At 63.2% G+C, this 19,700-nt stretch carries 18 protein-coding genes and 1 riboswitch; of the genes, 15 read left to right on the top strand and 3 right to left on the bottom strand.

The features are described from left to right. Positions 1-13: 13 nt before the first annotated feature. The 3 genes from cobW to LB526_RS03250 all read right to left on the bottom strand — a co-directional run bounded on the left by cobW (position 14) and on the right by LB526_RS03250 (position 3,431). Positions 14-1,051: a cobalamin biosynthesis protein CobW gene (gene cobW, locus LB526_RS03260; RefSeq protein ID WP_224626067.1), complete on the bottom strand. Its 1,038-nt coding sequence runs from the start codon at positions 1,049-1,051 to the stop codon at positions 14-16. Then, positions 1,048-1,479 carry a DUF1636 family protein gene (locus LB526_RS03255; protein WP_224626407.1) on the bottom strand — a complete coding sequence of 144 codons (432 nt, stop codon included), beginning with the start codon at positions 1,477-1,479 and terminating at the stop codon, positions 1,048-1,050. The genes cobW and LB526_RS03255 overlap by 4 nt, the downstream gene beginning before the upstream one ends. 39 nt (positions 1,480-1,518) lie before the next feature. After that, a riboswitch (cobalamin riboswitch) is annotated at positions 1,519-1,722 on the bottom strand. A gap of 509 nt (positions 1,723-2,231) precedes the next feature. Further along, a complete protein-coding gene (locus LB526_RS03250; RefSeq protein ID WP_224626065.1) occupies positions 2,232-3,431 on the bottom strand; it encodes a winged helix-turn-helix domain-containing protein in 1,200 nt (399 codons plus the stop codon). A gap of 334 nt (positions 3,432-3,765) precedes the next feature. Between LB526_RS03250 and LB526_RS03245 the strand changes: the two genes are divergently transcribed. The 15 genes from LB526_RS03245 (at position 3,766) to nuoN (ending at position 19,700) form a co-directional block, all read left to right on the top strand. Beyond that, positions 3,766-4,131, top strand: coding sequence for an NADH-quinone oxidoreductase subunit A (locus LB526_RS03245; RefSeq protein ID WP_042643187.1), 366 nt, complete (start codon positions 3,766-3,768; stop codon positions 4,129-4,131). Next, positions 4,122-4,703 carry a NuoB/complex I 20 kDa subunit family protein gene (locus tag LB526_RS03240; protein WP_015317338.1) on the top strand — a complete coding sequence of 194 codons (582 nt, stop codon included), beginning with the start codon at positions 4,122-4,124 and terminating at the stop codon, positions 4,701-4,703. Before LB526_RS03245 ends, LB526_RS03240 begins: the two co-directional genes overlap by 10 nt. A gap of 4 nt (positions 4,704-4,707) precedes the next feature. Next, positions 4,708-5,310 (top strand): NADH-quinone oxidoreductase subunit C, encoded by a 603-nt coding sequence (locus tag LB526_RS03235; RefSeq protein ID WP_224626063.1) that lies wholly within the window; start codon positions 4,708-4,710, stop codon positions 5,308-5,310. An 8-nt stretch (positions 5,311-5,318) separates the two neighbouring features. Beyond that, positions 5,319-6,509 (top strand): NADH-quinone oxidoreductase subunit D, encoded by a 1,191-nt coding sequence (locus LB526_RS03230; RefSeq protein ID WP_095764860.1) that lies wholly within the window; start codon positions 5,319-5,321, stop codon positions 6,507-6,509. After that, entirely contained in the window at positions 6,510-7,832 is a 1,323-nt protein-coding gene (locus LB526_RS03225; protein ID WP_224545456.1) for an NADH-quinone oxidoreductase subunit E, read from the top strand. A gap of 10 nt (positions 7,833-7,842) precedes the next feature. After that, a complete protein-coding gene (gene nuoF, locus LB526_RS03220) occupies positions 7,843-9,147 on the top strand; it encodes an NADH-quinone oxidoreductase subunit NuoF (RefSeq protein WP_095764862.1) in 1,305 nt (434 codons plus the stop codon). Positions 9,148-9,222: 75 nt separating this feature from the next. Further along, positions 9,223-9,906 (top strand): NADH-ubiquinone dehydrogenase, encoded by a 684-nt coding sequence (locus LB526_RS03215; RefSeq protein WP_224600897.1) that lies wholly within the window; start codon positions 9,223-9,225, stop codon positions 9,904-9,906. Between the two features lie 74 nt (positions 9,907-9,980). Beyond that, positions 9,981-12,062 carry an NADH-quinone oxidoreductase subunit NuoG gene (gene nuoG, locus LB526_RS03210; RefSeq protein ID WP_224545458.1) on the top strand — a complete coding sequence of 694 codons (2,082 nt, stop codon included), beginning with the start codon at positions 9,981-9,983 and terminating at the stop codon, positions 12,060-12,062. A gap of 2 nt (positions 12,063-12,064) precedes the next feature. Then, positions 12,065-13,108: an NADH-quinone oxidoreductase subunit NuoH gene (gene nuoH, locus LB526_RS03205; RefSeq protein WP_095764865.1), complete on the top strand. Its 1,044-nt coding sequence runs from the start codon at positions 12,065-12,067 to the stop codon at positions 13,106-13,108. Further along, positions 13,108-13,599 (top strand): NADH-quinone oxidoreductase subunit NuoI, encoded by a 492-nt coding sequence (gene nuoI, locus LB526_RS03200; RefSeq protein WP_095764866.1) that lies wholly within the window; start codon positions 13,108-13,110, stop codon positions 13,597-13,599. The genes nuoH and nuoI overlap by 1 nt, the downstream gene beginning before the upstream one ends. A gap of 229 nt (positions 13,600-13,828) precedes the next feature. Continuing rightward, on the top strand, positions 13,829-14,449 hold the full coding sequence (locus tag LB526_RS03195; protein ID WP_140545674.1) for an NADH-quinone oxidoreductase subunit J: 621 nt from the start codon (positions 13,829-13,831) through the stop codon (positions 14,447-14,449). A gap of 1 nt (position 14,450) precedes the next feature. Beyond that, entirely contained in the window at positions 14,451-14,759 is a 309-nt protein-coding gene (gene nuoK, locus LB526_RS03190) for an NADH-quinone oxidoreductase subunit NuoK (RefSeq protein WP_027168992.1), read from the top strand. 11 nt (positions 14,760-14,770) lie between these two features. Next, complete coding sequence (nuoL, locus tag LB526_RS03185; protein WP_224626062.1) at positions 14,771-16,744, top strand: NADH-quinone oxidoreductase subunit L; 1,974 nt, start codon at positions 14,771-14,773, stop codon at positions 16,742-16,744. Next, positions 16,744-18,249, top strand: a complete 1,506-nt coding sequence (locus LB526_RS03180; protein WP_224626060.1) for an NADH-quinone oxidoreductase subunit M — start codon at positions 16,744-16,746, stop codon at positions 18,247-18,249. Before nuoL ends, LB526_RS03180 begins: the two co-directional genes overlap by 1 nt. 14 nt (positions 18,250-18,263) lie before the next feature. Next, complete coding sequence (nuoN, locus tag LB526_RS03175; protein WP_224626058.1) at positions 18,264-19,700, top strand: NADH-quinone oxidoreductase subunit NuoN; 1,437 nt, start codon at positions 18,264-18,266, stop codon at positions 19,698-19,700.

Here is a 19,700-nt window from a genome sequence, read left to right as displayed (position 1 = left end):
TTTCGTGTTGGCCTCAGCCGGCGAGGATACGCTCGATCTCCGGACGGTTCAGCCCCTTGAGGCCGATGACGACGAGCCGCGAGCGGCGATCGTCCTCGGCCGTCCAGGCGCGGTCGTAATAGTGATTGACGCGCGGGCCGACGGCCTGCAGCAGGAGCCGCATCGGCTTGCCGCCGACCTCGACGAAACCTTTGACGCGCAGCACGTTTTCCTGCTCGGCGGCAAGGGCGACGCGCTTGGCCAGTTCGTCGGGATTGGCGATCGAGGGGATATCGATGACGAAGGAATCGAAATCGTCATGCTCGTGGTCGAGCTCGTCGTCGTGATGGGTCTTGCGGTTCTCGATGTCGTCCTCCACTGCAAGGCCAAGGCCGAGCAACACAGACGGGTCAACCTTGCCCTGCGCTGTCGGCACGACTTTCACGGCGCGCGCCACATGCTCACCGATGACGGCGTTGGCACGGGCGGAGCCTGCCGCATCCATCAGGTCGCTCTTCGACAGGATGATCAGGTCGGCGCAGGCGATCTGGTCCTCGAATACCTCCTCGACCGGATCGTCATGGTCGAGCGAATCGTCCGCCGCACGCTGCGCCTGCAGCGCGTCCATGTCGGAAGCGACGCGGCCGTCGGCGAGCGCCGGGCCGTCGACCACGGCGATGACGCCATCGACCGTCACGCGGCTCTTCACGCTCGGCCACTGGAACGCCTGCACCAGCGGCTTCGGCAGAGCGAGGCCCGAGGTCTCGATCAGGATGTGATCGACCTTGGGGTTGAGCGACAGGATCTGATCGAGCGCCGGCACGAAATCGTCGGCGACGGTGCAGCAGATGCAGCCATTGGCGAGCTCGACGATGTTTTCCTCCGGGCAGGTGTCGACGCCGCAGCCCTTCAGGATCTCGCCATCGATGCCGACATCGCCGAACTCGTTGACGATGATCGCCAGCCGCTTGCCCTTGGCGTTCTCGAGCAGGTTGCGGATCAGCGTCGTCTTGCCGGCGCCGAGAAAGCCGGTGACGACGGTGCAGGGAACACGGGAAACGGATGCGTTCATGGTCGGTCCTTCAGCATGTCGAGGGGAGGGATGCGGGCAACCAGGCCGCGCTTGAGAGAATCGGGCCGGCCCCGCCAGGGGATGAGGCCATCGGTCGAGGTGGCGAAGAGCTTTGCGCCGGCGACGAGGTCGGCGCCGCTGGCGGTGTCCAGATCGCCGAAGACGTAGCTCCAGCAGCCGTCGCGCAGCAGCGCGGCGCTTAGCCGGCGCTTGCAGTTGCCGAGGCATTCGACGCTACGGATGTCGATCTTTTCGCCGCAAGCAGCCCGACGCGCGTCTTCGGCAAGCAGCGCGCCGGCGCGCGGATGCGCATCCGACCCGGTGTCGTCGCGGCAGGATGAGCAGACGACGACGGTGACGCCAGCCAAAGCATCGGGCTCGGACGGAATGTCCGCACTGTTTGCCGGGAAACTGCCGTTGCGATCCAAAACCATGCTCCTTGCCCGGAAAACCCGCCGGGCATTCGGATACTTAAAGTCTCAGACGGCAGGTCTCCTGGCTCGCGGGTCGTCACCCTGAATGCCGCCTTCCCGGGAACATCCCAGTGGTTTTCGGCAGAGGCTCGTCGCTTACAGTTGCGGGGACAGCCGCGGATTTGGGTGTTGGCCCGCACCGCATTCCCTCTTGGCTCCTCCCTTTGCCGGGAGAAGACCGTCTGGGTCAGGATTTAGAGGGTTCAGGGGGCTGGAGTCAACGACTGGCTTAGTACCAGCCTTTTGGCGGCTTTATGGGTTTGAGGTATGGACCCACAAGTTTGCGAGGCGGTGAGGCCACGGGCGCCATACTTAACGAACAGCCGTGCTGGCAAACCGGTTCCCACATCAAGACGAAGCGATTGGCGTCGAACTTCGGCTCATGAACTATTATATAGCGCTGCCCTACCGGCAATAAGCCACAGGCGCCTGCGATCTGCTTGTCGATCGTTCCAAACTCCAACCACCGCAGAAGAAGCGCCGTCACTTCTTTTGGCTGCATACCGGGTGCAATGTGGCCGCCACAGAAAATGACTGGACGCGTGACCTCTACCCATTCCTCTCGGTAAGCACCTGTCGCATATGATGGCGACGCTAAGGTCAGGTAGGCCAAAACCAGACATATCGAGCGCCTGAAAACCATCGCAACCGATCCTAACCACAGTTGGGATGTTCTATTTTTGTTCACCCTCCCTGTCAACGCGCAGCTACGACACCGCGATGTCGGCCAGCGCCGGTCCGAGGTCGCCGGCCGGCGTCACTTCGATCGCCTCCAGGCCGAGCCAGCCCTGCATCTGCTTCAACTCGTTGAAGAGCTGGGTGGCCGTTTCGGGCGGGGCGCCGGCCTCGGCGTAGGCGGCGTGGACGCGCAAGATGCTGGCCGGGCGGTCAGCTTTCAGATCGACGCGGGCGACGATCCGATCGCCGAGCAGGAAGGGCAGCACGTAGTAGCCGTATTGGCGCTTTTCCGCCGGCGTGTAGATCTCGATGCGGTAGCGGAAATCGAAGAGTTTCTCCGTTCTGGTGCGTTCGAAGACGACGGGATCGAAGGGGGCGAGCAGGGCGCGCGCTTCTATCCGGCGCGGGAAACGGGCGTCCTTGTGGAGATAGGCGGTCTTGTCCCAACCTTCGACCTTCACCGGCAGCAATTCGCCGGCATCGACCAGTTCCTCGATGCGATCCTTCGTGTCGCCCGGCGCGAGACGAAAATAGTCGCGCAGGTCGCCATAGGTGGCAATGCCATGGGCGCGGGCGGAAATGCGCAGCAACTCGCGATGCGCGTCCTCGACCGAGGGAATGGGAAGATCGAGCACCGCCTGCGGCAAAACGCGCTCGGGCAGGTCGTAATAGCGTTCGAAGCCGCGGCGGTAGGCCGTGGTGATGCGACCGGCCCAGAACAGCCATTCGAAAGCGTGCTTGGCCTCGCTCCAGCCCCACCAGCCGCCATTGCCCTTGTGGCCTTCGATATCGGAGGCGGCGATCGGACCACGATCGGCGACTTCTCTATATATCTCGTCGATCATTTCCTTGCGTTCACGACCCCATTTCGCCAGGCCGAGATACATCTCGTCGCCCTGCTCGGCGCGCTGCATGCGCCAGCGCATCAGCGGGTATGTCTCCACGGGCAGGAACGACGCCTCATGTGCCCAGTATTCGAACACGGCGCGCTTGCGGGTGACTGCGGCATTGTCGAGCAGCGTAAGCGGGTAGGGGCCGAGGCGCGAATAGAGCGGCATGTAATGCGCGCGCACCACCGCGCTCACGGAATCGATCTGCAGAAGGCCGGTTCGCGAAAGTACCCGCGCAAGGTGGCGGCGATCCGGAACACCACTGGGCCTAGGGTCGTTGAACCCTTGCGCCCCGAGCGCGACGCGCCTCGCCATGGCCAGCGAAATCTTGTCCTTCATCAGGTGTCCTTGCCCCGATCGTCCGTTGGATTTTTAGCCGGTGATTCCGGCCATGCTAGCAGGCAAATGGCGGGAGATATGTCAGGAGAGAAAACTGGAGTAAAAACTGAAGGAAATCAAACAGGAGCGGATCGTACCAGTTTCTTCCGATAAGGCGTCCAGAGCCGCGATTTGAACAACGTTTGACTTGCGTCACCGAAACCGCTGCGCTAACCCTCGCCGCGTTGCAGCATGGGCCCCTTAAAACGGTTCAGCGGTTAATCTGTCACGCTTCCGCATTAGAGTTCGTTGCTGTAATCAAAATGAACTGCCCCCGCCGAAGGAAAGTCGCCGCATGAGCGCACTCCTAAGTTCGTACCTGCCTATCGTGCTGTTCATCGCCGTGGCGATGATCGTCGGTCTGGCGCTCATCATCGCTCCGTTCCTTGTGGCCTACCGCAATCCCGACCCGGAAAAGCTTTCCGCCTATGAATGCGGGTTCAACTCGTTCGACGACGCCCGCATGAAGTTCGACATCCGCTTCTACCTGGTGTCGATCCTGTTCATCATCTTCGATCTCGAGGTCGCCTTCCTGTTCCCGTGGGCGGTGTCCTTCTCGAAGCTCGGCATGCTCGGCTTCTGGTCGATGATGGTGTTCCTGGCGGTGCTGACCATCGGTTTTGCCTATGAATGGAAAAAAGGAGCGCTGGAATGGGATTGAACGACAGTTCAGGCACCCTTGTCGCGCCGAAGCCCAAGGGCATCATCGACCCCAACACCGGCAGGCCGGTGGGGGAGGACGATCCCTTCTTTCTCGAAATCAACAATGAGCTGGCCGACAAGGGTTTTCTCGTCACCTCGACCGAGGCGCTGATCACCTGGGCGCGCAGCGGCTCGCTGATGTTCATGACCTTCGGCCTCGCCTGCTGCGCGGTCGAAATGATCCACACCTCGATGCCGCGCTATGACTCGGAGCGTTTCGGCGTCGCGCCGCGCGCATCCCCGCGCCAATCCGACATTATGATCGTCGCCGGCACGCTGACCAACAAGATGGCGCCGGCGCTGCGCAAGGTCTACGACCAGATGCCGGAGCCGCGTTACGTCATCTCGATGGGCTCCTGCGCCAATGGCGGCGGCTACTACCACTATTCGTATTCGGTGGTGCGCGGCTGCGACCGCGTCGTGCCGGTCGACATCTATGTGCCCGGCTGCCCGCCGAGCGCGGAAGCGCTGCTCTACGGCATTCTCCTTCTGCAGAAGAAGATCCGCCGCACCGGCACGATCGAGCGGTGAGCCGATGACCCTGGCGTTGAACGAACTCTCCACCTATCTCGGCGAGAAGCTCTCCGGCCGCATCGGCGAAGCCGTGCTTGCCTATGGCGAGCTGACGGTGCCGGTCGAGCCGGGCAATCTTATCGAGGTGGCCACCTTCCTGCGCGACGATCCGCGCTGCCAGTTCATCTCGATCATCGACATTTGCGGCGCCGACTATCCCTCGCGCGCCAAGCGCTTCGATGTCGTCTATCACCTCCTGTCGCCGAGGCAGAATGTGCGCATCCGGCTCAAGGTCCAGGCCGACGAGGAGACGCTGGTGCCGTCGCTGACCGGCGTCTATCCCGGTGCCGACTGGTTCGAGCGCGAGACCTACGACCTTTACGGCGTGCTGTTCTCGGGCCATCCGGACCTGCGCCGCATTCTCACCGACTATGGTTTCGAGGGGCATCCGCTGCGCAAGGATTTCCCGCTGACCGGTTTCGTCGAGGTGCGCTACGACGACGAGGCCAAGCGGGTGATCTACGAGCCGGTGGAATTGAAGCAGGAATTCAGAAATTTCGACTTCTTGAGCCCATGGGAAGGAACGGATTACGTGCTTCCCGGGGATGAGAAGGCGAAACAGTAGGGCGACCCATGGCTGAAACCTCCGTCCGCAACTTCAACATCAACTTCGGCCCGCAGCATCCTGCGGCGCATGGCGTTTTGCGCCTGGTGCTGGAGCTGGACGGCGAGGTGGTCGACCGCGTCGATCCGCATATCGGTCTGCTGCATCGCGGCACCGAGAAGCTGATCGAGGCCAAGACTTATCTGCAGGCCGTGCCTTATCTCGACCGGCTCGATTATTGCGCGCCGATGAACCAGGAGCATGCCTTCGCTCTCGCGGCCGAGCGCCTGCTCGGCATCGAGGTGCCGAAGCGTGGGCAACTGATCCGGGTGCTCTATTCCGAGATGGGCCGTATCATGTCGCACATCTTGAATGTGACGACGCAGGCCATGGATGTCGGCGCGCTGACGCCACCGCTTTGGGGCTTCGTCGAACGCGAAAAGCTAATGGTGTTTTACGAGCGCGCCTCGGGTTCGCGCATGCATGCGGCCTATTTCCGGCCGGGCGGCGTTCATCAGGACCTGCCGCAGAAGCTGGTCGAGGACATCGGCAAGTGGATCGACCCGTTCCTGAAGTCGATCGACGATCTCGACGCGCTCTTGACCGGCAACCGCATCTTCAAGCAGCGCAATGTCGATATCGGCACGGTGTCCCTAGCCGACGCCTGGGCCTGGGGCTTTTCTGGCGTGATGGTGCGCGGCTCGGGCGCCGCCTGGGACCTGCGCAAATCGCAGCCCTATGAATGCTATTCCGAGATGGATTTCGACATTCCGATCGGCAAGAACGGCGACTGCTACGACCGTTACCTTGTGCGCATGGAAGAGATGCGCCAGTCGGCGAAGATCATGCGCCAGTGCGTCGATCTGCTGCTCGGCAAGGAAAGCGCCGGCCCCGTGTCGAACCTCGACGGCAAGGTCGTGCCGCCGAAGCGCGCCGCGATGAAGCGCTCGATGGAAGCGCTGATCCATCACTTCAAGCTCTATACCGAGGGCTACCGCGTGCCGGCCGGCGAGGTCTATGCGGCCGTCGAGGCACCGAAGGGCGAATTTGGCGTCTACCTGGTCTCCGACGGCACCAACAAGCCCTATCGCTGCAAGCTGCGCGCGCCCGGTTTCGCGCATCTGCAAGCCATGGATTTCCTGTGCCGCGGCCACATGCTGGCCGACGTCACCGCCGTGCTTGGCTCCCTCGACATCGTGTTTGGTGAGGTCGATCGCTAAATGTCAGTCCGCCGTCTTGCAGAAGCCAGCCTCCAGCCTGCCACCTTCGCCTTCAACGAGGCGAACGCGGCGGCCGCCCAGCAGTGGATCGCCAAATACCCGAAGGGGCGCGAGCAGTCGGCGATCATCCCGTTGCTGATGATCGCGCAGGAGCAGGAAGGCTGGGTCACCAAGGCGGCGATCGAGACGATCTCGGACATGCTCGGCATGCCGCGCATCCGTGGCCTCGAAGTCGCGACTTTCTATACGCAGTACCAGCTCAATCCGGTCGGCACGCGCGCGCATATCCAGGTCTGCGGCACCACGCCCTGCATGTTGCGCGGCTCCGAAGCGCTGATGGATGTGTGCCGTTCGAAAATCCATCACGACCAGTTCCATACTAACGACAAGGGCACGCTGTCGTGGGAGGAGGTCGAATGCCTCGGCGCCTGCGTCAACGCGCCGATGGTCATGATCTTCAAGGACACTTTCGAGGACCTGACGCCCGAGCGGCTGGCCGAGATCATCGATCTCTACGACGCCGGCAAGGGCGCCGAGGTGACGCCTGGTCCGCAGAACGGCCGCCACGGGTCCGAGCCGGCTACCGGGCTGACGACGCTGACCAGCGAAAAGGCGATCCTGAAGTCGACGCGCGACAAGGAAGCCAGGGCGGCGGCGAAAGCCGCCAAGGAAGCTCTCGCGTCGGCGCCGCCTGCAACTCCCGCCGCAGCCCCGGCACCCGCTGCGCCGGCAGCTTCGGCGCCGGCTACGGCCGCCTCTGGCCCGATTGGACCGTCAAAATCCAGCAAGCCGAAGACCCATGCGGCTGAAACCAGCCCGGCGCTCAACACGCCGTCGCCGGTCAAGGTCGCCCCGGCCACCGAGAATGGCGCCAGCGTCAGGGCGCCGCGCCATTCGGCCGCCAACGCCAATCAGGCTTCTCCGGAAGTCGAGGCGGTTTCAAAGCCGCGCAGCGGGCCGAAGACCAAGGCCGAGCCGGTCACCGCTTTCAAGGCGCCGGAAACCAAGCAGCCTGTCGCCAAGACGACGAAACCTTCGCTCGACGACAAGAACCGGCCGGCCGGCATCGAGCGCCCGGCAACGGTCGACGATCTCAAGCTGATCTCAGGCGTCGGCCCGAAGATAGAAGGCAGCCTGCATTCGCTGGGCATCTACACCTTCGCGCAGGTCGCCGCCTGGAAGAAGGCCGAGCGCGAATGGGTCGACGGCTATCTCAATTTCCGCGGCCGCATCGAGCGCGACGACTGGGTGAAGCAGGCCAAGGCGCTCGCCAAGGGCGGCGTCGCCGAATACATCCGCGTCTTCGGCAAGAAGCCGGTCTGAGGGACGAAAAATGCTTCAGGACAAAGACCGCATCTTCACCAACATCTACGGCCTGTTCGACAAGTCGCTGGCCGGCGCGCAGTCGCGCGGCATCTGGGACGACACGCCAGGCCTCGTCGCCAAGGGGCGCGACTGGATCATCAACGAGATGAAGGCGTCGGGCCTGCGCGGCCGTGGCGGCGCCGGCTTCCCGACGGGGTTGAAGTGGTCGTTCATGCCCAAGCAGAGCGACGGACGGCCGAGCTATCTGGTCATCAATGCCGACGAATCCGAGCCGGGCACCTGCAAGGACCGCGATATCCTGCGCAACGATCCGCACACGCTGGTCGAAGGCGCGCTGGTCGCCGGCTTCGCGATGGGCGCGATCGCCGCCTACATCTATGTGCGCGGCGAGTTCATCCGCGAGCGTGAGGCGCTGCAGCGCGCCATCGACGAGGCTTACGCGGCCAAGCTGATCGGCAAGAACAACACATCCGGCTACGACTTCGACATCTACATGCATCATGGCGCCGGCGCCTATATCTGCGGCGAGGAGACGGCGCTGCTCGAAAGCCTGGAAGGCAAGAAGGGCCAGCCGCGGCTGAAGCCGCCATTCCCGGCCAATGTCGGCCTCTATGGCTGCCCGACCACCGTCAACAACGTCGAATCGATCGCGGTGGCGCCGACCATTCTGCGCCGGGGCGCCGCCTGGTTCTCGTCCTTCGGTCGCCCGAACAATGCCGGCACCAAGCTGTTCTGCGTGTCCGGCCACGTCAACAATCCGTGCACTTTCGAAGAAGCGATGTCGATCCCGTTCCGCGAGCTGATCGAGACGCATTGCGGCGGCATCCGCGGCGGCTGGGACAATCTGCTCGCGGTCATTCCGGGCGGCGCTTCGGTGCCGCTGGTGCCGGCCGAGCAGATCATCGATGCGCCGATGGATTTCGACGCGCTGCGCGACCTGAAATCCGGGCTCGGCACGGCGGCCGTCATCGTCATGGACAAGTCGACCGATATCGTGAAGGCGATCGCCAGGCTGTCCTACTTCTACAAGCATGAGAGCTGCGGCCAGTGCACGCCGTGCCGCGAAGGCACCGGCTGGATGTGGCGGGTGATGGAGCGGCTGGTGCGCGGCGAGGCGCAGAAGCGCGAGATCGACATGCTGCTCGACGTCACCAAGCAGGTCGAGGGCCACACAATCTGCGCGCTGGGCGACGCGGCTGCCTGGCCGATCCAGGGCCTGATGCGGCATTTCCGCGGCGAGGTGGAACGCCGCATCGACGAGTTTTCGCGCAACGCGCACCGGGTCGAGCCGGTGATGGTGGCGGCGGAATAAGACTACGAAATACGGGCTTGGCCCGAAGACTGAAAAACTGGGGCGGGCATACGAAGAAACGACCAGGAGATCTCTATGGCGCCGTATTCGATACCCTATCCGTTCGTGCCTGATTTGGACCAACTCGAGAAGATGAACCAGGACCTGACCAAGATGATGCCGAAGGAGATGGCCAGCGCCGTCAACCTTCTGGCGCATCCAGTCGCGGGCGCCGCCGCGATGTCGGCGCTCAGCATCGGTCTGGCCAACCACGCCGTCGGCATGTGGATGGGCGCGTTCACCGGCGCGCTGGAGGCTTCGCAGCGCATGTTCCAGCCTTTCCTCGACGATCTCGAGGCGCAGCATGAAGCGGCCGCCAACGCCTCCAAGGCGCGCAAGGCGACCGAGACGTTGATCGCCAGGGCTCAGACCTTCGCCCAGGATGTGACCGACATAGCGGCGAACGCGACCGAGAAAGCGCTCGACGCGACCGGGGCCGATATTGTCGCCCAACCGGCCGCAACGAGGCTGATGCCTGAGGATTTCAGGCAGCCTAAGGCCGTCGACAAGCCGGCGAATCCGTCGGACCTGAAGGCGATTTCGGGTGTCGGACCGAAGCTGGAAAAGGTGCTCAACGGTCTCGGCATCTGGACCTATGGCCAGATCGCCGCCTGGACCTCGGAAGAGATCGCCTGGGTGGAAGATTACCTGTCGCTCGCCGGCCGTATCGGCCGCGACAACTGGACTGCCCAGGCCGCGGCGCTCGCCGCGAAGAAGTGAATTGAAATGCCGGGCGCGGCTTCAGTCGCGCCCGGAAGGATAGATTGCGGGACATCCGCAGAGGTTTGAGGCGAATGGCAAAGCTAAAGGTCGACGGGAAAGAGATCACGGTACCCGACCATTACACGCTGCTGCAGGCGGCCGAGGACGCCGGCGCGGAAGTGCCGCGCTTCTGCTTCCACGAGCGGCTGTCGATCGCTGGCAATTGCCGCATGTGCCTTATCGAGGTGAAGGGCGGTCCGCCCAAGCCGCAGGCCTCCTGCGCCATGGGCGTGCGCGACCTGCGCCCGGGCCCGAATGGCGAGCCGCCGGAAATCTTCACCAACACGCCGATGGTCAAGAAGGCCCGCGAAGGCGTGATGGAATTCCTGTTGATCAACCATCCGCTCGATTGCCCGATCTGCGACCAGGGCGGCGAATGCGACCTGCAGGACCAGGCAATGGCCTTCGGCGTCGATTCCTCGCGCTATCATGAGAACAAGCGCGCGGTCGAGGACAAGTATATCGGCCCGCTGGTCAAGACGGTGATGAACCGCTGCATCCATTGCACGCGCTGCGTCCGCTTCACCACCGAGGTCGCCGGCATTTCCGAGCTCGGCCTGATCGGCCGCGGCGAGGATGCCGAGATCACCACCTATCTCGAACAGGCGATGACGTCGGAGCTGCAGGGCAACGTCATCGATCTGTGCCCGGTCGGCGCACTGACCTCGAAGCCGTTCGCCTTCCAGGCGCGGCCGTGGGAACTGACCAAGACGGAATCGATCGACGTCATGGACGCAGTCGGCTCGGCGATCCGCGTCGACAGCCGCGGTCGCGAGGTGATGCGCATCCTGCCGCGCGTCAACGAGGCGGTGAACGAGGAGTGGATCTCCGACAAGACCCGCTTCATCTGGGACGGCCTGCGCACGCAGCGCCTAGACCGCCCTTACGTGCGCAAGAATGGCAGGCTCGTTTCGGCAAGCTGGGCGGAAGCCTTCGCGGCGATCAAGGACGAGGTTGCAAAGACCGCGCCCGAGCGGATCGGCGCCATCGCCGGCGATCTCGCCGCGGTCGAGGAAATCTACGCGCTCAAGCTGCTGATGGCCGCGCTCGGCTCGAAGAACATCGACTGCCGCCAGGATGGAGCAGCGCTCGACCCGTCGCTCGGCCGTGCCAGCTATATCTTCAACCCGACCATCGAAGGCATCGAGCAGGCCGATGCGGTGCTGATCATCGGCGCCAATCCGCGCTTCGAGGCCTCGGTGCTCAATGCCCGCATCCGCAAGCGCTGGCGCGTCGGCAATCTGCCGGTCGGCGTCATCGGCGAGATCGGCGATACACGCTACGACTATGAGCTGATCGGCGCCGGCCCGGAATCGCTCAAGGACCTTGCCGACGGCAACGGCAAGTTCTTCGAGGTGCTGAGCAAGGCCACGCATCCGCTGATCATCGTGGGCCAGGGCGCGCTGGCGCGCACCGACGGCGCGGCGGTGCTCGGCCAGGCAGCCAGGCTCGCGGCCGCCGTCAACGCGGTCACAGCCGAGTGGAACGGCTTTGCGGTGCTGCACAACGCAGCGGCAAGAGTCGGCGGCCTCGATGTCGGTTTCGTGCCGGGCGAGGGCGGCAAGAACGTCGCCGGCATGCTGGGCGACACCGATGTGCTCTTCCTGCTCGGCGCCGACGAGATTGACATGGCCAAGACCGGCGGCGCCTTCGTTGTCTATATCGGCACGCATGGCGATGCCGGCGCGCACCGCGCCAATGTCATCCTGCCGGCCGCGGCCTACACCGAGAAGTCGGGCACCTATGTCAACACGGAAGGCCGCGTGCAGCAGACCAACCGCGCCGGCTTCGCCCCTGGCGAGGCGCGCGAGGACTGGGCGATCCTGCGGGCGCTCTCCGACGTGCTCGGCAAGAAGCTGCCCTTCGATTCGCTGGCGCAGCTGCGTGCCAAGCTCTATGGCGAATTCCCGCATCTCGCCCGCATCGACCAGGTGCAGGCGGGCAGCGGCGACGACATCGCCAAGGTGGCGAAGCTCGGCGGCCGGCTTAACAAGGGCACCTTCACCTCGCCGGTGAAGGATTTTTATCTCACCAACCCGATCGCGCGGGCGTCGGCCGTGATGGCCGAATGCTCGGCGCTGGCCAAGAGCGGCTTCAAGCAGGCGGCGGAATAAGCATGGACACCTTCTTCTCCTTCTACGTGCTGCCGACGCTGCTGATCCTGTTGAAGTCGGTCGTGCTGATCGTCGTGCTTCTGATCGGCGTCGCCTATCTGCTTTATGCCGACCGCAAGATCTGGGCGGCGGTGCAATTGCGGCGTGGGCCGAACGTCGTCGGTCCATGGGGAACGCTGCAGGCCTTTGCCGACCTTCTGAAATTCGTCTTCAAGGAGCCGGTGATCCCGTCGGGCGCCAACAAGGGCGTGTTCCTTCTGGCGCCGCTGGTCTCGGCGGTGCTGGCGATTTCGGCCTGGGCTGTCATTCCGGTCAATGAGGGCTGGGCGATCGCCAACATCAATGTCGGCATCCTTTATGTCTTCGCCATCTCCTCGCTCGAGGTCTATGGCGTGATCATGGGCGGCTGGGCGTCTAACTCGAAATACCCGTTCCTCGGCGCGTTGCGCTCGGCCGCGCAGATGGTGTCCTACGAAGTCTCGATCGGCTTCGTCATCGTCACCGTGCTGCTCACCGTCGGCTCGCTCAACCTCTCCGACATCGTCATGTCGCAGCAGGACGGTCTCGGCACGCGGCTCGGCCTGCCCAACACCTTCCTCGACTGGCACTGGCTGTCGCTGTTGCCGATGTTCGTGGTGTTCTTCATTTCCGCGCTTGCCGAGACGAACCGCCCGCCCTTCGACCTGGTGGAAGCGGAATCGGAACTCGTCGCCGGCCACATGGTCGAATATTCGTCGACGCCGTTCCTGCTGTTCTTCCTCGGCGAGTATGTCGCCGTCGTGCTGATGTGCGCGCTGGCGACCATCCTCTTCCTCGGCGGCTGGCTGCCGCCGTTCAACTTCGCGCCCTTCACCTGGATACCTGGGGTGATCTGGTTCGTGCTGAAGATCTGCCTGATGTTCTTCATGTTCTCGATGGTGAAGGCTTTTGTGCCGCGCTACCGCTACGACCAGCTGATGCGGCTGGGCTGGAAGGTGTTCCTGCCGATTTCGCTGTTCATGGTCGTGGCCACCGCGGCCTTCCTCAAGATCACGGGGTTTGCGTGATGTCCGCTCTGGCCCAGGCCGCAAAATCGCTGCTGCTGAAGGATTTCGTCAGCGCCTTCTTCCTGTCGATGCGCCAATTCTTCGCACCGAAGGAAACGATCAACTATCCGCATGAGAAGGGGCCGATCAGCCCGCGTTTCCGCGGCGAGCATGCGCTGCGCCGCTATCCGAACGGCGAGGAACGCTGCATCGCCTGCAAGCTTTGCGAGGCGATCTGTCCGGCGCAGGCCATCACCATCGAGGCCGGCCCGCGCCGCAATGACGGCACGCGCCGCACCGTGCGCTACGACATCGACATGGTGAAGTGCATCTATTGCGGCTTCTGCCAGGAAGCCTGCCCGGTCGACGCCATCGTCGAAGGGCCGAATTTCGAATTCGCGACCGAGACGCGCGAGGAGCTCTACTACAACAAGGAAAAGCTGCTCGCGAACGGCGATCGCTGGGAGCGGGAGCTGGCGCGCAACATCGCGCTGGATGCGCCCTATAGGTGATTAGCGTGCTTCTCCCCGTTTACGGGGAGAAGACGCCGGCAGGCAGATGAGGGGCCGCGCCAGCTGCTGGAAACTTGGCGTACCCCTCATCCGGCCCTTCGGGCCGCCTTCTCCCTGTAAACGGGGAGAAAGAACAAGAAAGTGGACGGCGCAACGTCGTCCGTCTAAGGAACACGCGGTTTCGAACCGGAGGCGGGTCGGAGTCGGAATTTGGAACCCGGGGGAACCCATGCTGAGTGGACTAGAGGCGGCCTTTTTCTACCTCTTCGCCTTTATCGCCGTGGCGTCGGCCTTCATGGTCATTTCGTCGCGCAATCCCGTGCATTCGGTGCTCTTCCTGATCCTCACCTTCTTCAACGCCGCTGGCCTTTTCATGCTGACCGGCGCCGAGTTCCTGGCGATGATCCTGCTGGTGGTCTATGTCGGCGCGGTGATGGTGCTGTTCCTGTTCGTCGTCATGATGCTCGACGTCGACTTCGCCGAGATGAAAGAGGGTGCGCTGCAATACGCGCCGATCGGCGCGCTGGTCGGGCTGATCCTCGCGGCGGAGCTGATCGTCGTGCTCGGCGGCTATACATTCGCACCGCAGCTTGCCTCGACGGTCGCCAAGGCAACGCCGGATCTCGCCACGCGCTCCAACACGGCGGCGCTCGGCGACATCCTCTACACGGACTACCTCTATTATTTCCAGATTTCCGGCCTTGTGCTGCTGGTCGCCATGATCGGCGCCATCGTCTTGACGCTGCGCCATAAGGAAGGCGTCAAGCGGCAGTCGATCGCCGCGCAGGTCGCCCGCACGCCGGCGACGGGTATGGAAATCCGCAAGGTCAAATCGGGCGAGGGTATCTGAGATGGTCGTCGGCATTGCACATTACCTGACCGTATCGGCGATCCTGTTCACGCTCGGCGTGTTCGGCATCTTCCTGAACCGCCGCAACATCATCGTCATCCTGATGTCGATCGAGCTCATCCTGCTTGCGGTCAACATCAACTTCGTCGCTTTCTCGGCGGCGCTGCATGACCTTGTCGGACAGGTCTTTGCCCTGTTCGTGCTGACGGTCGCGGCCGCTGAAGCCGCGATCGGACTTGCCATTCTTGTCGTCTTCTTCCGCAACCGCGGCTCGATCGCGGTCGAAGACGTGAGCGCGATGAAGGGTTGACGGGAACCATCATGTATCAGGCTATCGTCTTCCTTCCGCTGCTAGGCTTCCTGATTATCGGCCTGTTCGGCAACTCGCTCGGCGCCAAGGCTTCCGAATACATTACCTCCGGCTTCCTGGTGATCGCGGCGGTGCTGTCGTGGGTTGCCTTCTTCACCGTCGGCTTCGGCCATGGCGAAGTGTTCACCGTGCCGGTGCTGCGCTGGATCCAGTCTGGCGGCATCGATGCCTCCTGGGCGCTCAGGATCGACACGCTGACGGTGGTTATGCTGGTCGTCGTCAACACCGTGTCGGCGCTGGTCCATATCTACTCGATCGGCTACATGCACTACGATCCGAACCGGCCGCGTTTCTTCGCCTATCTGTCGCTGTTCACCTTCGCGATGCTGATGCTGGTGACCGCCGACAACCTCATCCAGATGTTCTTCGGCTGGGAGGGCGTCGGTCTCGCCTCCTATCTCTTGATCGGCTTCTGGTACAAGAAGCCGTCGGCCAATGCCGCCGCCATCAAGGCTTTTGTCGTCAACCGCGTCGGCGACTTCGGCTTCGCGCTCGGCATCTTCGGCGTGTTCGTGCTGTTCGGCTCGGTCAATCTGAGCACCGTGTTCGCCAATGCCGCATCCTTCCTGCCGGCCGAAGGCGCGCCGGCGGGTGCTGCCGTGCTCACTTTCCTCGGCCAAGCGCTCGACAAGCAGACGGCGCTGACGGTGGTCTGCCTGCTGCTCTTCATGGGCGCCATGGGCAAGTCGGCGCAGGTGCCGCTGCACACTTGGCTGCCGGACGCGATGGAAGGCCCGACGCCGGTCTCCGCGCTCATCCACGCGGCGACCATGGTGACCGCCGGCGTGTTCATGCTGGCGAGGCTTTCGCCGCTGTTCGAGCTGTCGCATTCGGCGCTGACCGTCGTCACTTTCATCGGCGCATTCACCGCCTTCTTCGCGGCGACCGTCGGCCTCGTCCAGAACGACATCAAGCGCGTCATCGCCTATTCGACCTGCTCGCAGCTCGGCTACATGTTCGTGGCGCTAGGCGTCGGCGCTTATGGCGCGGCGATCTTCCACCTTTTCACGCACGCCTTCTTCAAGGCGCTGCTGTTCCTCGGCTCCGGCTCGGTCATCCATGCCGTGTCCGACGAGCAGGACATGCGCAAGATGGGCGGCCTGCGCAGGCTCATCCCGGCGACCTACTGGATGATGATCGTCGGCACGCTGGCGCTGACCGGCGTCGGCATTCCGGCAACGGTGATCGGCACCGCCGGCTTCTTCTCCAAGGACGCCATCATCGCGACCTCGTTCGCCAGCCACAATGCGGTCGCCGGCTTCGCCTTTATCCTGCTGGTGGTCGCCGCCTGCTTCACCAGCTTCTATTCCTGGCGGCTGATCTTCATGACCTTCCACGGCGAGCCGCGCGCCAGCCACGAGGTCATGCACCATGTCCATGAATCGCCGCCGGTGATGCTGGTACCGCTCTATGTGCTGGCCGCCGGCGCGCTGTTTGCCGGTATCATCTTCCACGGCGCCTTCATCGGCGAGGGTTACGCCGAATTCTGGAAGGCTTCGCTGTTCACGCTGCCGGAAAACCACATCCTGCATGAGATCCACGAATTGCCGCTCTGGGTCGAGCTCGCCCCGTTCGTCGCCATGCTGATCGGCCTCGCGGTGGCCTGGAAATTCTATATTCGCTCGCCGGAACTTCCCCGAAGCGTCGCCGCCAATCATCGGCTGCTTTATGCTTTCCTGCTCAACAAGTGGTATTTCGACGAGCTCTACGACTTCCTGTTCGTGCGGCCGGCGAAGCGCCTCGGCAGGTTCCTGTGGAAGACCGGAGACGGCGCCGTCATCGACGGCCTCGGCCCCGACGGCATCTCGGCGCGCGTCGTCGACGTCACCAACAGGGTCGTCAAGCTGCAGACCGGCTATCTCTACCACTATGCCTTCGCCATGCTGATCGGCGTGGCCGCTCTCGTCACCTGGATGATGCTCTGATGACCGACTGGCCAATCCTCTCGCTGGTCACCTTCCTGCCGCTGGTTGGTGTTCTGCTCATCCTGTTCATCAGCGACGACAGCGAAAACGCGCGCCGCAACATCCGCGCGATCGCCTTCATCACGACGGCGTTCACCTTCGTCATCTCGCTGTTCATCTGGACGGGCTTCGACAATTCGCAGGCCGGCTTCCAGTTCGTCGAGAAGCGCGCCTGGCTGGATTCGGGCATTTCCTACCACATGGGCGTCGACGGCATCTCGATGTTGTTCGTCATCCTGACCACCTTCCTGATGCCGCTTTGCATACTGGCCTCCTGGGATGCGATCGAGAAGCGGGTCAAGGCCTATATGATCGCCTTCCTGATCCTCGAGACGCTGATGATCGGCGTGTTCTGCGCGCTCGACATCGTCCTGTTCTACGTCTTCTTCGAGGCTGGCCTGATTCCGATGTTCATCATCATCGGCGTCTGGGGCGGCAAGCGGCGCGTCTATGCCTCGTTCAAGTTCTTCCTCTACACGCTCGCCGGCTCCGTGCTGATGCTGCTCGCCATCATGGCGATGTTCTTCCAGTCGGGCACGACCGACATTCCGACGCTTCTGACGCATAATTTCCCGGCCAACATGCAGACCTGGCTGTGGCTTGCCTTCTTCGCCTCCTTCGCGGTGAAGATGCCGATGTGGCCGGTGCATACCTGGCTGCCGGACGCCCACGTCGAGGCGCCGACCGCGGGCTCCGTCATCCTGGCCGGCATCCTGCTGAAGATGGGCGGGTATGGCTTCCTGCGCTTCTCGCTGCCGATGTTCCCGGAGGCGTCGGCGATGTTCGCGCCGCTGGTGTTCACGCTCTCGGTCGTCGCCATCATCTACACCTCGCTGGTGGCGCTGATGCAGGAGGACATGAAGAAGCTGATCGCCTATTCGTCGGTCGCTCATATGGGCTTCGTCACCATGGGCATCTTCGCGATGAACCAGGAAGGCGTGCAGGGCGCGATCTTTCAGATGCTCAGCCACGGCCTCGTCTCGGGCGCGCTGTTCCTGTGCGTGGGCGTCATCTACGACCGCATGCATACGCGCGAGATCGACGCCTATGGCGGCCTGGTCAACAACATGCCGAAATACGCCACCGTGTTCATGATCTTCACCATGGCCAATGTCGGCCTTCCCGGCACCAGCGGCTTCATCGGCGAGTTCTTGACCATGCTCGGCGTGTTCAAGGTCAACACCTGGGTGGCGTTCTTCGCCGCCACCGGCGTCATCCTGTCGGCGGCCTACGCACTGTGGCTCTATCGCCGGGTGATCTTCGGCGCGCTCACCAAGGACAGCCTGAAGAACCTGCTCGACCTTTCGCCGCGTGAGAAGGCGATCGTCTACCCGCTGGTGGTGCTGGTCATCTTCTTCGGCGTCTACCCGGCGCCGGTGTTCGACGCGACGGCCCAGTCGGTCAAGACGCTCGTCACCAACGTCACCGCATCCATCAATTCCGCGCAGACCGCGGCGGCGAACTGACTGGGGAATAGACCATGACGCCGGACCTTCTCTCCAGCTTTTCGCTCTCGACGCCGGAACTGATCCTCGCCGTCGGTGCGCTGGCGCTTCTGATGATCGGGGCCTATTCGCGCTCCAACAGCACCATGACCGTGACCGGCCTGGCCGTCCTCGTGCTGGTGGTGGCCGGACTGTGGCTTGGCTTCTCCGGCACGCAAGGCTCAGCCTATGGCGGCGCCTTCGTGCAGGATTCCTTCAGCGCCTTCATGAAGATGCTGGCGCTGATCGGATCGGCGGTGACGCTGGTCATGTCGATGCGCTTTGCGCGCCAGGAGCATTTCGACAAGTTCGAATTCCCGGTTCTGGTGTTGCTCTGCACGCTCGGCATGATGTTGATGATTTCGGCCAACGGCATGATCGGGCTTTATCTCGGGCTCGAGCTGCAGTCGCTGGCGATCTATGTGCTGGCGGCGATCAACCGCGACAATCTGCGCTCGACCGAAGCCGGCCTGAAATACTTCGTCCTCGGCGCGCTGTCGTCGGGCATGCTGCTCTACGGCATCAGCCTCGTTTACGGCTACACCGGCAATACCGGCTTCCAGGAAATCGCGGCGGCGCTTGGCAGCGGCGAGCGCCAGCTCGGCCTCGTCTTCGGCCTGGTGTTCGTGCTGGCAGGCCTCGCCTTCAAGATCTCGGCCGTGCCGTTCCACATGTGGACGCCGGACGTCTATGAGGGCGCGCCGACGCCGATCACCGCCTTCCTGGCAGCCGCCCCGAAAATGGCGGCGATGGCGCTAATCGTGCGCGTCACCATGGGCGCCTTCAAGCCGATCGCCTCGGACTGGCAGCAGATCGTCGTCTTCATCTCGATCGCCTCGATGGCGCTTGGCGCCTTCGCGGCCATCGGCCAGACCAACATCAAGCGCCTGATGGCCTATTCCTCGATCGGCCATATGGGCTATGCGCTGGTCGGCCTTGCCGCAAACAGCCAGGCCGGCGTGCGCGGCGTCGCCATCTACATGCTGATCTATCTGGTGATGACGCTGGGAACCTTCGCCTTCATCCTCGCCATGCGGCGCAAGGAAGGCAATGTCGAGCAGATCAGCGATCTTTCCGGTCTCGCCTCGACCAACCCGATCATGGCCACCATCCTCACAATCCTGATGTTCTCGCTGGCCGGCATTCCGCCGCTCGCCGGCTTCTGGGGGAAGTGGTACGTGTTCCTCGCCGCCATCAACGCGCATCTCTACGCGCTGGCGATCATCGGCGTGCTGGCCTCGGTGGTGGGCGCCTATTATTACCTGCGCATCATCAAGATCATGTGGTTCGACGAGCCGGTCGGCGGCTTCGTGCCGATGGCCAGCGAGCTGCGCCTCGTGCTCGGCGTCAGCGGCGCCTTCGTGCTGTTCTACGTGCTGATCGGCGGACCGATCGGCAATTATGCCGAAGCCGCCGCCAAGACCTTCTTCTGA

The sequence above is a fragment of the Mesorhizobium sp. CA6 genome (assembly GCF_020165035.1).
In the GTDB taxonomy this organism is placed as follows: domain Bacteria; phylum Pseudomonadota; class Alphaproteobacteria; order Rhizobiales; family Rhizobiaceae; genus Mesorhizobium.
The sequence above is the reverse complement of the archived record's forward strand: the minus strand, read 5'-3'. Positions and strand labels throughout refer to the sequence as shown.